Here is a 13289-nt window from a genome sequence, read left to right on the forward strand (position 1 = left end):
TTCCAATGCAATTTTGGCTTTTTGAGCCCCTGTAAAAATCTTCCGTTTGCTTTCGCTCATTTCCTGCTTCTCATTTTTCGACAGAGCATAGCTTAAACTATTGTCCGGAATTCGGGGTCCACTATACCTATCGTAAAATAATTCACGGATTAAATATAATAATGAGGAACGACCAGAAAGGCACAATTCTATTGGAAATTTGTTACCACTCGACTTAAGTTCACAGTCTCTAGTTAAATTATTTAGTCAACTTTGCGCTCAGCTGCCCTGACCACTGACCAAAGTATGTACCGACTACAATAGAAATGGATATTACAATTAATACATTATCCAATGAAGCACTCAGTAGAATATCCTTACTCAATTTACCGGGCGTTTGCAACAAGTATGCAAATGCAGAAGAATACCCGAGTACGCTTGCTGGTATTGTTGCAAGTGCAGGAATATTTGCCGCAAGACACATAACTACGACTGAAAAAGTTACTGTAACGGCCGCCCAAAACGGGAAGCCAAGAATTGCTGAGGATGGAATATTGGTGATTTGAATAGCAGCCAACCAAGCCATAAAAACACCGAAAATTCCACACACGATGGTGTTTTTTAAGGCTTCTTGAGAGGCGCCGAGAAAAAAGTAGGCGGCCCATGCAATGGTTGCCGCCCATATAAAAAAGATACCGCTAAGTGGTCCCACCGCCAAAAAAGTTGCTACTCCAGCCAGACCGGCAATACTTAATGAAAGCGCTGTAAGATTGTTCATAATATATTTCCAAAATTCACCTCACTTATTATTTAATTAGATTTCGCATTGAGGTGGTTCTACGAAACATAACACATTGGTTTACCCATAAACCGAACTAAAACCAGCAAGGTTTAAATATTAACAGATATTATTTTCACAATAAACAACGGCATTCATATTGCGTCTAAATGGGTAAATTATAAAACAGTTTGAGCGGTTTTTTGCTTCTTCTCAGGTTAAATGCATTAATAATTGAAAGCATTAATTTAATGCTTTGAAGTAGCCCTGCACCTAAAATTTAGCTACTTAAGGAATCCATATTCACTTGATTGATTTTAAAGTAGATAGCAAGTTTGATGTTATGCCGTAAAAAGTCAACAACCTGTCCACGACTAAATCACTTTATGATCGTCGTGCAAAAGCAGGAGTATCGGGTAACTGTGAATAGATTTTGAGCTCAAAAAGCAGCAGATTCTCTACCTTATGCTAGAAAGCGGATGATAACAATTGATTTACTTTGGCCATCCGTGCCAAATTTTATAGCGCAGCTGAGGATACTACCCTATGGTTACGTAGTTGCTGATAAAAAAGAAGTGTCCCTCGGCTTATAAATATAAACCGAGGGACTTAAATCAGCTTATCCTTCTAAAACGGCTAACCGTGCTGAAAGAATGCCTTCTAACGACTCTAACGCTTTGGTGAAGCCAACGATACCTTCTGCAAGCTTGTCAGAAGCCATACGATTTTCGGCATGCATACGATCAAAAGTTGCTTTGTCGATTGTCATTTTTTCAATTGACATATTAGTTGCATTCTTCGGATCCAACTTGCGTTCCAGATTACCTTCTGTAGACTGGAGTTCAGCTAATAAGGCTGGCGCAATGGTCAATAAATCACAACCTGCCAATTCAACTATCTCGCCAATATTACGGAAACTTGCACCCATAACCTCGGTTTTATAGCCGAATTTTTTGTAGTAGTTATAGATTTCTGTAACCGACAACACACCAGGATCTTCAGCAGGCGCATAAGAATCACGACCAGTATCTTTTTTATACCAATCAAGAATACGGCCAACAAAAGGTGAAATCAGCGTAATGCCATTCTCGGCACAGGCGATTGCCTGATGCAGACCAAATAATAAGGTTAGATTACAGTGAATACCTTCTTTTTCAAGAACGGCTGCCGCCTGTATTCCTTCCCAAGTCGCTGCAACTTTAATCAGCACTCGTTCGCGTGAAACGCCTTGCTCTTCATACATGGCAATCAACTCGCGACCTACGGCGATACTGGCATCAGTATCGAAGGAAAGACGAGCATCTACCTCAGTAGAAACACGACCCGGAATTACCTCAAGTATCTTGTGCCCGAAAGAAACAGCTAGTCGCTCGAAAGCAAGGGTAGTCACTTGCGCTGCGGACGCATCTTTACCTAAGGTACTTCTAGCACCTTTCAAAGTATCATCAACAATCCCTTGATATTGTGGCATTTGAGCAGCGGCAGTAATCAAGGATGGATTAGTTGTCGCATCATGGGGAGTGAAAGTTTCAATAGCCTGGATATCACCAGTATCGGCTACAACAACAGTCATTTTTCTCAGTTGTTCAAGTAAAGTCTTCGCCATTAAGGGCTCCTTTAATTTTAAAATTTAAAAACATCAGGACATACGCTTGTCATTTTCAAATACATTTGAAATATACAAGTGTGACATCCAATATAATTACAAGGGCGAGGTAGAATTATACCGTGAGCCGTGATTGTTTATCATGAAATAGCAGTACAACCCTCAGTTATGCCTAGTAAGCAATTACTTATTAAATCAATGAGTCGTTTTTCGCATAGCCCCAAAAATTAAATCTATTGACTTCGGAGAACTAAATTAACGATAGCCGACTCATATTCGATCAATACATTTAACGCCCTATTAATACAGTTCAGTCAAATCACACTTTTTCAGGCATTGCTCTTGCTGCAATAACTTGCCTACTCACGTATTTAGAGACCCCGCTTGAGGGCGGCAATACAGCCTGTTTTTGCATATATTTGGTGACTCCGCTTGCTTTAGGCAATATTTTTGCGATCATCGCCTCTTTTTCCACGTACTTTGCAACGCCACTTATAATCGGAGCTTTTTTTACGCGCATTGCTTGTGTTGCCATGTACTTTTCTACGCCAGTTAAAATAGGCGCTTCTTTTCTGGATAATATTTGTTTTGCCACATATTTGGCAACACCGCTCACCGGTGGTTTTTCTTTTGCCAAAATTGCTTGCTCTTCCAAATATCGAGCCACTCCGGTTGCAGCAGCAGCGGCAACCCTTTCACCCGCTTTTTCCATCTCTTTTTCTCTGGCCAACTGCTGTTCTTTTTCTTTTTCTTTTTCTTGTTCTTTTGCGAAAATACGCTGCTCTTCCAAATATCTGGCAACTATAGTCGCTGCCGCCGCTTTTCTCGCAGCAATGGACTCGTCTTCAAGATACTTTGCTACTCCGGTTGCTGCTACTGTATTTCTAGCAGATATAGACTGCCTTATTAAATACTTAGAAACACCACTTATAGCGGGAGAGTTGGCTTGTTTTTCAACGTATCTAGCTACGCTACTGACTACTGGATTTTTTTTTGTAACGACAGCATGCTGGGTCATGTACTTAGTGACACCACTAATTTTCGGTGCTTTTTTTGCGACAATAGCTTGCCTTGCCATATATTTGGCAACGCTGCTTACAGGATGTTGATCCAGTTTCTCCAAGTACTTGGCAACGCTGCTCAATGATGCTTCATCTGCCTGATTGTCGAGATCCTTATCAGCCATTAGCACTTCAACTTCGTCTGCTGCCGACACTTCTTCCTGATGTTCCAAAGCATTAGCAACTTCATTGGTTGCTGACAACTCTTCCAGGCTGCTCAGATACCTTGCAACTCCGCTTGGCACCGGCACAACTTCCTGGCTTTTCAAATACCTATCAACTCCAGTAAGTCCATTAAGATTACTAAAATATACGGGGGAACTGGTTTGAACTTCAACTTCCCTTTTGGAACCAAAAAGTCCTGATACTAAATTGACTAGGTAATTTTGAGTCATTTATTACCCCCGGTTGCGCATGTACTTTTCAACACCGGTTCCCGCTTGCGCTGCTTTTTCTTGTGCAGATTTAGCCTGTTTTTCAAGGTACTTTTCAACGCCGCTTGACACAGCTGCTTCTTTTGCAGAAACAACCTGACTTTCCAAGTATCTGGCAACACCGGTTACTGCAGACAGATTATGTTTTCTTATATATCGAGCAACACCAGAAAGCCCACTCATATGACCGGAATAAACTGGCGTACTGCTGCTAGCCTTTACTTTTGGCTCGCGTTTTCTCAAGAAGGCATACCCAGCCACGGCAAAAACAGCTAACCCAAGCAAATAACTCAGCATTGATTGTTCTTCCACTTTTTCCACTCCACTTACGGCTACATCATCTGTCGTAACGCTTTCAGATGCCGAAGAGCTTCCTGTAATCGTGCTTTTCTCACTTGCTGCTGCAACGCCTTCAGCTGCCGAAGAGCTCCCTGTAACCGTGCTTTTCTTATAGTCAGCATCCTTATATAAAACCTTTGGTTCAAAGTCTGCCGCTGGATATTTTGATTCCACATCAGCCGCCGGCTTGGCCTTCTTGGTCGATACCTCCGCAGATGCAGACTTGTTTTGGCCAATATATTCAGCATCCTGATAAATTACTTTTGGCTCGAAATCTGCAGCCGGATATTGAGTTTCTGCCCCTACTATGGGACTGACCAATAATAGCGTAGCAACTAAACCATTCGTCAAATTATTTATTTTCACGTGGAAATCCCCCTTTATGCATTGTTTTAGAGTAGCCATATCTGCGTTGTATTTTCGATCTAATCATATTAATTTAATAACGAGTTAAACTCACCCAATCAATATATCCAATCATCTCACCCACGCAAATATGACCTTTAAAATTAAAGTACCGCTTCTACGTTTTTGACTACGTTTTCAACAGTAAAGCCGAAGTGCTTCATCAACACGCCGCCAGGTGCAGATTCGCCGAAAGTATCAATACCGACAACTGCGCCTTCCAAGCCAACATACTTGCGCCAAAAATCAGTAATACCTGCTTCAATCGCAACACGCTTTACACCGGGTGTTAATACGCTGTCTTTATAATCTTGGTCTTGACGGTCAAATACATTTGTTGACGGCATTGAAACAACACGCGCTTGAATACCTTTTTCTGCTAAGGCTGCTTGTGATTTCATTGCCAAATCAACTTCTGAACCGGTTGCAATGAGGATAACTTGAGCATTGCCTGCTGCTTCAGAAATAACGTACGCCCCTTTACGGATAGCTGCGATTTGTTCATCAGTACGCGCTATGAAAGGCAAGCCTTGACGACTTAACACTAAGCTTGAAGGCCCTGTCATACGTTCAATTGCCATTACCCAGGAAACCGCTGTTTCTGTGGTATCGGCAGGTCGCCAAACGTCCATATTGGGAATGAAACGCATCGCAGAAGTATTTTCAATCGGCTGATGCGTTGGACCGTCTTCCCCTTGACCAATAGAGTCATGAGTTAAAACAGCAATGGTGCGAATTTTCATTAACGCTGCCATACGCAAAGCACTTTTCGCATAATCAGAGAACATGTGGAATGTTCCGCCAAAAGGCAATAAGCCGCCATGTAAGGTCATACCGTTCATAATGGCGTACATGCCAAACTCACGCACACCGTAGGAGATATAATTACCCATCTCTTTACCGCTGACATGTTTGAAGCTGCTGCAACTGGTTAAGTTAGAGCCTGTTAAGTCCGCAGAACCGCCTAAAAATTCAGGTAATGTAGGCGCTAATCCGCCAATGACTTTTTGTGAGGATTGACGTGTGGCAAGATTTTCTGCTTTTGCGTTGGTTTCAGCAATCAATGCGTCAGTCGCAGCCGTCCAATTAGCCGGTAGTTCGCCCGCCATACGACGTTTGAATTCTGCTGCTAATTCTGGATACTCCGCCTCGTAGGCTGTAAACTTTGTATCCCATGCCGCTTCGACTCTCCCGCCTTTTGCTTTAGCGTCCCAGCCTGCATAAACATCTGCTGGAATGATAAATGCTTCGTGATCCCAGCCTAAAGCTGCTTTAGTTAAATTAATTTCAGCATCACCTAAAGCCGCACCATGACATTCATGAGTGCCTGATTTATTGGGCGAGCCAAAACCAATGGTAGTTTTACAGCAGATTAATGAAGGCATATCCGTCACCGCTTTAGCCGTGACAATTGCCTTTGAAATCTCGTCAGGGTTATGTCCGTCTACTGACAAGACATGCCAACCGTAAGCTTCAAAACGTTTTGCTGTATCATCCGTATACCAGCCTTCAATATGACCATCAATAGAGATACCGTTATCGTCCCAGAAAGCGATTAAGTTGCCTAAACCCCAAGTGCCTGCTAATGAACAGACTTCATGAGAAATGCCTTCCATCAAACAGCCATCACCCATGAACACATAAGTATGGTGATCAACGACTTTATGACCTGGACGGTTGAATTGTTCTGCAAGCAGCTTTTCAGCCATCGCAAAACCGACGCCATTGGCAATACCTTGACCCAACGGACCTGTGGTTGTTTCCACGCCTGGTGCATAACCGTATTCAGGATGTCCCGCACATTTTGAATGCAGTTGACGGAAAGAGGCTAATTCACTCATCGGCAAATCATAGCCACTCAAGTGCAATAGTGAATAAATCAGCATTGAACCGTGACCATTGGAAAGAACAAAACGGTCGCGGTCTGACCATTTTGGGTTGGACGGATTATGGTTCATGTGATCATTCCACAAAACCTCGGCAATATCCGCCATGCCCATTGGTGCGCCTGGATGCCCAGAGCTTGCTTTCTGCACGGCATCCATGCTCAAAGCGCGTATGGCGTTCGCTAATTCTCGACGCGAAGTCATATTGTTCTCCTTACTATTTATAGATTACTAAATGGTGACTTTTTCAGCCTGATAGACTCTGTCACGGAATGTTCTTTGGCGTTCTTGTCTACTAAAGAATAGAACGAGTGGTCATAGCCACTCGTTCCTGTGCCGCTATTCTAAATTAGCGTGTCTTTCTCTCATGACTTCTTCAGCAATTCCCTTTTCATGGATAATATGTGAAATGGTTGCTTCCAAGAATAACAAGGTAGATAGCTCAAACACAGTTCCCATAGGCATACCCAAAACCTTACCATACTGCTCCGGGCTACCGATTTGAAATACAGCATCTGCCATATCGCCAATGGTTGAGCCGCTTTTCGCAGAAATCAAGACGATGTTAGCACCTATTTTTCTTGCATTTTTAGTGAACGCTATTAATTGCTCAGTTTCTCCTGATCCGGAAATAATGATCAATAAGTCGCCACTTTTAATGCTCGGCGTCACAATTTCACCTACGACACTGACATCGTAACCGCCGTGAACTAGTCTCATTGCAAAGAAATTACCGACAAGTTTGGAACGCCCAGCACCTGCAATAAATATACGCTTGGCGTTATCAAGCAATTGGGTCAGCTTTACATCATACGTATCATCTGTAGCTTCAAGAACACCTGAAATCTTTTCTATGATAAGTTGCTGATGCATAATTATACCGCGTCAACCAATTCGCGAATTTCACGTGCTGCATCAGCGGGTGATGCGGCTCCATAAATTGCTGCGCCAACTACAATAATATTTGCGCCGGCTCTAACAACATCCTGTACGGTTGATGCGTTAATGCCGCCCGCTACTGAAATTCTAACTGGCAATCCCAATGATGCGATATCAGTCAAGTCAGCAAAAGGTGTATGACCTGCTGCCTGTGCGTCAAGACCTGTGTGAATACCCATAATGTGCGCGCCCGCTTCAGCAGTTGCTCTTGCACAAGCTATTTTATCGCCAACATTAATTAAATCGATTTGAGCCTCTGCACCATGTGCATTTGCTGCCTTGATAACACCTGCACAAGTTGCAAGGCCAGACACACCTAAAACTGTACAAATATCAGCGCCTGCTGCGTAGAAAGGCGTTGCTTCATACTCACCTGCGTCCATTGTTTTAAGGTCGACTAACAGTAATTTATCTGGAAATCTTGCTCTCAACTCTTTAACCAGGTTAACACCATTGTGTTTGATGCATGGAGTTCCGATTTCAAAAATATCAATATGAGGCGCTACTAAAGTAGCCAGTGCGACTGTTTGGTCGAAATCCAATGAATCTAATGCCATTTGTATTAATGGTTTTGCCATGATGCGTGCTCCGATGGTTTATAGTAATAGTTATAATTTTAGTTACTTACTCTTTTATGCGAATGCAACTTTAAAGTAGAAAGGGGACCGATGTCAATGCCCAATGCTCAATGTTCTGCGTTGGCGCATGGATAGCAACCGAATTAAGTGCGGCATACAGTCACAATGTTACGTACTTTATCTTTATATACCAAGACCATCCATTTTTCCGTATAACGTTTTCTCTGCCCACTTGAACGCATCTAACCACAACAAAAAGAAACGTAAGCACCCTTTTCATCCAAACAATTTCAAGTCCATGAGGCAATTTACTGAGAAGTCATTCACCTATCGGCCTACTCCTGCGGCCTTTACAAGGATATATTTGGACGACTTTCAGCAGTCATTCAATCATGTAAATTTAGATCATTCCAACGCTGGATCATGACGTTCGTACTATGTCATAGTCATTGGCAATTCTCATTATGGAATGAAAATTAAAACGCATTCGACTCGTATTTTTCATGGCCTTGCGCCAAAAATCGGAGCATATTCTTAGCTAAAATCTGCCTGATTGTTCGCCTTATGCCCGATGTAAATTATAATAGCGAGCCCCACTTTAAGAGAGAAGCACCCCGATGGAACCATTTACCAACATACGCGCACTCATCATCGACATGGATGGCGTTTTATGGCACGGCGAGCAGCCGATGCCCGGATTGACTGATTTTTTTCAAACCTTACGCGATCAACAAATACCCTTTATTCTGGCAACCAATAACGCCAGCCTGACACAGGAACAGTATGTCACTAAGCTGGCACTGATGGGCGTAGAAGTAACCCGCGATGAAATTCTCACCTCCAGCATGGCAACGGCTCTATACCTGAGCGAGCATAACAATCCGACGAACAGCCGCGTATTTGTGATTGGCGAAGATGGTGCTAGACAGCCGCTTATTGAACGGGGATTTACCTTAACCGGACTGTATGAATTAAATAATGGCAAAGCCAATCCCAATAAGGGTGCTGACATTGTTGTCTGTGGCATGGATAAAACCTTGTCCTGGGACAAACTGGCGACCGCCACGCTGAATATTCGCGCCGGAGCCCAATTCATCGGCACCAATGCCGATACCACGCTGCCGACAGAACGCGGCCTCACCCACGGCAACGGCGCAATTCTGGCTGCATTAACGGCTGCCACCGGCGTAACGCCGACCATCATCGGCAAGCCCGAACCCATCATCTATCAGCAAGCCCTCGCGTTGCTGGGTACTGATCCTGCGCAAACAGTGGCTATCGGTGATCGACTTGAAACCGACATTCTGGGTGCCGTTCGCACCGGCATACGCAGCCTGATGGTTTTATCGGGCGTGTCCACCGAAGAAGATATTACAGCAGCGGATTATCAACCAACCTGGGTTATGCCGGACATCCGCGCGGTGACCCAAGCGTTGAAAAACTGATGATTAGTGCTCTTGATACGCATTACAGCCAATTGCCCAGACCTACCATAAGCGCTATCATAAAAAAAACCTGAATCTACCGGAGCCGCTGCAATGAAAAAATTCATCAATAATATTGATAATCTGCTAGCCGAAAGCCTCTCTGGCTTTGCCAAAGCCCATACCGACATAGTTCAACTCAACAGCCAACCTGACTTTATAAGACGCATAAAGCCCACTGTACCTGGCAAAGTTGCGCTGATTTCCGGCGGCGGTTCGGGTCATGAGCCGTTGCATACCGGCTTTGTCGGTTCGGGCATGCTGGATGCCGCCTGTCCGGGCCAAATATTCACCTCCCCTACCCCCGACCAAATGTTGGCTGCGGCACAGGCTGTTGAAAACGGCGGAGGGGTTTTGTTCATCGTCAAGAACTATGCCGGCGACGTGATGAATTTCGAAATCGCCGCTGAAATGCTCGATTGTCGGCACGAAACTATATTGGTGAGCGATGACGTTTCTTTCCCAAAAACCCACAGCACCGGGCGACGCGGCGTTGCAGGCACCCTGATTGTGGAAAAAATCATCGGCGCAGCCGCAGAAGCAGGCGAAGATTTGGCTGCCTGCAAAGCATTGGGCGATCGAGTCAACCTTGCCACTGCGTCCATGGGCGTGGCCTTAAGCAGTTGCACAGTACCTGCCTTGGGCAAACCCACTTTCGACATGGGTGACAACGAAATCGAAATGGGGGTCGGCATTCATGGCGAACCAGGACGTGAGCGTATAGCCATGCGCAGCGCCTCCGAAATTGTCGACTATCTGGCAAACATGATTAATGACGATCTGAAGCCGCAAAAAGGCCAATCGGCGTTATTGCATGTCAACGGCTTCGGTGCGACACCGTTAATGGAACTGCACCTTATTTATCAACTGGCCTCCGAATACTGGGAAAAACGCGGCGTTAACATCTGCCGCTCCCTGGTCGGCAACTACACCACCTCACTCGATATGTCGGGCTGCTCGATCACCCTGAGCCTGCTTGACGAAGAACTGCTCCGCCTGTGGGATGCTCCCGTCCATACGGCGGCCTTACGCTGGGGATGTTAAACGCTCCGCCAACACGCCGACCAGCGCACAAATCATTAACTGACTGGTTTTAGCGCCTGCATCAATATGGCCCCGGCTGCGCTCCTCCAAAAAAGAAGCGCGCCCCTTGGTTGCCAACATGTCCCGGGTAGACTCCATGCCGGCAATGGCTGTCCGTGCGACATTGTCCAAAACATCAGCCAGTGCAGCCCCATCGGCTGCACCCTGCCCCAAGCTTGCCGCTACCGGAATCAACACATCCAGCATCGTTTTCTCACCGGCATCGGCCTTTCCTCGCAGTTTTACCGCATCCACGCCGCTGCTGAATATCTCGGCAAAAGCCTGCAAATCCAAAGGCCGTTCGCGAGCAGCCTTGCTCATCGCAACAAACAGCGTACCGTATAAAGAGCCGGACGCGCCGCCCACCGCCGTCATCATAGTCATACCGATTTTCTGCCAGGCCGCAGCCCAATCAAGTTGCGCCAACTCATCGCTTTGCGCTACCAACGCCTTGATGCCGCGTTGCAGATTAGTCACATGATCGCCGTCGCCTATAGCCTGATCCAGGGCAGTCACTTCTTCGGCATTCGTTTCGATTACCTGATCTATTGCCTGAATCAGGCTGGGTAATAATGCTGGAACAAATTGCATGGCATTCTCCAAGTCAAAAAAAGTCATTAGGGTGATGCGCATCCCTCACCCGCCTTACAAATCATACCCCAAGCTGCGACCTAGAAGTTAAGCTAAAAAAATAACCACAACTTTAATTTGTTCTCTATTTGTTCTCATGTTATAATTTTAAAAAACGAATTCAAAACAAATTATGATGAAATCACTCACTAGAAAACAACAGGAAATCTTCGATTTCTTATTACAAAATCAGGATAAATTCCCTCACCCACCTACACTGGAAGAGCTTTGCGTGTGCATGAGCTTAAAGTCTCGCGGCTCCTTGCATACCCACATCAAGGCTTTGATCAAAGAAAACCTGATCGAAGCGCCGGAACGCAAGCAACGCGGCATTCGCCTGACAGAATACGCCAAAGAAATGATCAACCATTCCGATGATCAAAGCTCGCTACCTTTTGTCGGATTTATTGCGGCAGGAAAACCCATCGAAGCCGTCGAAAACATCACTTACATGACCATCCCTGAGCAACTGAAAACACAAAAGCCCTGTTATATTCTTAAAGTAAAAGGTGATTCCATGCTTGAACAAGGCATCTACGATGGCGATTGGGTGATTATTGAACAACGCAGCTACGCCCGTAATGGAGAAATTGTAGTGGCCTTGATCAACAAAGCCGAAGCCACATTGAAATTTATTGAGCAGTACCCTCACGAAACATTACTTATCCCCGCTAATTCAACTATGGAAGCGATGCGCTACAAGCCGGAGCAAGTGGAAATTCAAGGCGTATTAGTGGGCCAAATGCGTAGTTACACCAAAAATCATTAAGAGAAATATCATGCTGCAACAACGAATACACATGCGCGACCAAGTGACCAATCGAATTGAAATAATTATGGGGGATGACAAACCATCGTTCGCCGAACGACTGGAGGAATTTGCAACGTCGCTATTATTTGTGGCCATCATTATATTTCTTATTCGGATATAAAGCCGTAATTCGCCTGCCGCCTAATATGTCTTGAATAAATCATCGACAAAAGCTATCGTTCCTCCGCAATAGCAACGTATATCGATTATGCCCGATTTAGATGCCTATTTTTTGATGCCTAAATTCACTCAGTAAAGCGTTGAAATCTGGCTACAAACCTGATGCTATAGTTCTCCAGAAAAATTTTGCCTCATGCTGTTTCCGATATAAGGATATTCTCTATAGGGCTTGCCATGCACGGCACACGTATGCAGGACAATTCTTACCTGGATTAGCTATACTCTCACCCTCTTCCCTACAAGGTTACTATAAATGCCCATTTCACTTACCGTTCTTGAGAATGTAATTCGCGAAGCCGGATCGATTGCCATGACTTATTTTAAAGATCTGAATAATTTAGAAGTGACCAAAAAAAGCCCCCGCGACCTGGTTACCGAGGCCGACGTGGCGGTTGAGGCTTTTTTACAAACATCCCTAGCCAAACATTACCCGCAATTCGGTTTTTGGGGAGAAGAAAGCGGACAAAGCGCCAATCAAACCAGCCGCTGGATCGTCGATCCGATTGATGGAACCCACTCATTTTCAAGAGGCCAGTACTTCTGGGGCATCAGCGTCGCTCTGGAAATTGACCAGGAACTCATATTCGGCGCAGTCTATGCACCCGCACTGGATGATTACTATGCTGCCGAAAAAGGCAAGGGAGCCTGGAAAAACGGTCAAGCCATTGCCGTCTCCAACGAAAGCAACCTGGCTGACGCAATGATCGCGACCGGATTCGCCTGCTTACGCTCTTACTTAAAAGAAAACAACCTGCAACGGTTTTGCCGGATCGCAGAGATAACAACCGGACAGCGCCGTTTCGGCTCTGCGGCAATCGATCTATGCCTGGTTGCGGATGGTCAAGTCGACGCTTTTTGGGAGCAGGAGCTAAACCTGTATGACGTGGCTGCCGGCGCATTGATTGCCGAAGAAGCGGGTGCTACGCTTACTGACTTCAAAGGCAATAAAGGCCTTTTTCCAAAGCAGATATTGGCAACCAACGGCAAGGTTCTTAACCAGATACTGCCGTTGATGTAATATCCGGCGAATTGCTATTATACGACTGTGGAATCCAACAATTAATCCCCTTCGTAGGGCGAACACCCAAAGTAGACA

13 protein-coding genes are annotated in these 13289 nt (G+C 45.0%); 5 read left to right on the forward strand and 8 right to left on the reverse strand.

Features of this window, described 5'->3' with window-relative positions; genetic code table 11:
- Positions 1-238 precede the first annotated feature (238 nt).
- The 7 genes from RW114_RS11390 to hxlA form a co-directional block, all read right to left on the reverse strand.
- Positions 239-757, reverse strand: a complete 519-nt coding sequence (locus tag RW114_RS11390) for a DUF1097 domain-containing protein (RefSeq protein ID WP_340122874.1) — start codon at positions 755-757, stop codon at positions 239-241.
- A gap of 619 nt (positions 758-1376) precedes the next feature.
- Complete coding sequence (locus tag RW114_RS11395; protein ID WP_340122875.1) at positions 1377-2363, reverse strand: transaldolase; 987 nt, start codon at positions 2361-2363, stop codon at positions 1377-1379.
- 319 nt (positions 2364-2682) lie between these two features.
- Positions 2683-3819, reverse strand: coding sequence for a hypothetical protein (locus tag RW114_RS11400; protein ID WP_340122876.1), 1137 nt, complete (start codon positions 3817-3819; stop codon positions 2683-2685).
- A 3-nt stretch (positions 3820-3822) separates the two neighbouring features.
- Positions 3823-4563 (reverse strand): hypothetical protein, encoded by a 741-nt coding sequence (locus tag RW114_RS11405; protein ID WP_340122877.1) that lies wholly within the window; start codon positions 4561-4563, stop codon positions 3823-3825.
- Between the two features lie 143 nt (positions 4564-4706).
- Positions 4707-6692: a transketolase gene (gene tkt / locus RW114_RS11410; RefSeq protein ID WP_340122878.1), complete on the reverse strand. Its 1986-nt coding sequence runs from the start codon at positions 6690-6692 to the stop codon at positions 4707-4709.
- Between the two features lie 135 nt (positions 6693-6827).
- Positions 6828-7361 (reverse strand): 6-phospho-3-hexuloisomerase, encoded by a 534-nt coding sequence (hxlB, locus tag RW114_RS11415; RefSeq protein WP_340122879.1) that lies wholly within the window; start codon positions 7359-7361, stop codon positions 6828-6830.
- A gap of 2 nt (positions 7362-7363) precedes the next feature.
- The gene (gene hxlA, locus RW114_RS11420; protein WP_340122880.1) at positions 7364-8005 is read right to left on the reverse strand and encodes a 3-hexulose-6-phosphate synthase; all 642 of its coding nucleotides are present in this window, start codon (positions 8003-8005) and stop codon (positions 7364-7366) included.
- 617 nt (positions 8006-8622) lie between these two features.
- On the opposite strand from hxlA, the gene RW114_RS11425 reads away from it, so the two are divergent.
- Together RW114_RS11425 and dhaK are read left to right on the forward strand one after the other, a co-directional pair.
- Complete coding sequence (locus RW114_RS11425; protein ID WP_340122881.1) at positions 8623-9450, forward strand: HAD-IIA family hydrolase; 828 nt, start codon at positions 8623-8625, stop codon at positions 9448-9450.
- Positions 9451-9543: 93 nt separating this feature from the next.
- Complete coding sequence (gene dhaK / locus RW114_RS11430; protein ID WP_340122882.1) at positions 9544-10533, forward strand: dihydroxyacetone kinase subunit DhaK; 990 nt, start codon at positions 9544-9546, stop codon at positions 10531-10533.
- Here the strand turns inward: dhaK and dhaL are convergent.
- A complete protein-coding gene (gene dhaL / locus RW114_RS11435) occupies positions 10516-11163 on the reverse strand; it encodes a dihydroxyacetone kinase subunit DhaL (protein WP_340122883.1) in 648 nt (215 codons plus the stop codon). The two genes, dhaK and dhaL, sit on opposite strands and share 18 nt — an antisense overlap.
- Positions 11164-11338: 175 nt before the next feature.
- Here dhaL and lexA point away from each other — a divergent pair, with 175 nt between their 5' ends.
- The 3 genes from lexA (at position 11339) to RW114_RS11450 (ending at position 13211) form a co-directional block, all read left to right on the forward strand.
- The gene (gene lexA / locus RW114_RS11440; RefSeq protein WP_340122884.1) at positions 11339-11971 is read left to right on the forward strand and encodes a transcriptional repressor LexA; all 633 of its coding nucleotides are present in this window, start codon (positions 11339-11341) and stop codon (positions 11969-11971) included.
- Between the two features lie 10 nt (positions 11972-11981).
- Entirely contained in the window at positions 11982-12134 is a 153-nt protein-coding gene (locus RW114_RS11445) for a hypothetical protein (RefSeq protein ID WP_340122885.1), read from the forward strand.
- 312 nt (positions 12135-12446) lie between these two features.
- Positions 12447-13211: an inositol monophosphatase family protein gene (locus RW114_RS11450; protein ID WP_340122886.1), complete on the forward strand. Its 765-nt coding sequence runs from the start codon at positions 12447-12449 to the stop codon at positions 13209-13211.
- Positions 13212-13289: the final 78 nt, after the last annotated feature.

This window comes from Methylobacter svalbardensis (assembly GCF_037671525.1).
Lineage (GTDB): Bacteria > Pseudomonadota > Gammaproteobacteria > Methylococcales > Methylomonadaceae > Methylobacter_A > Methylobacter_A svalbardensis.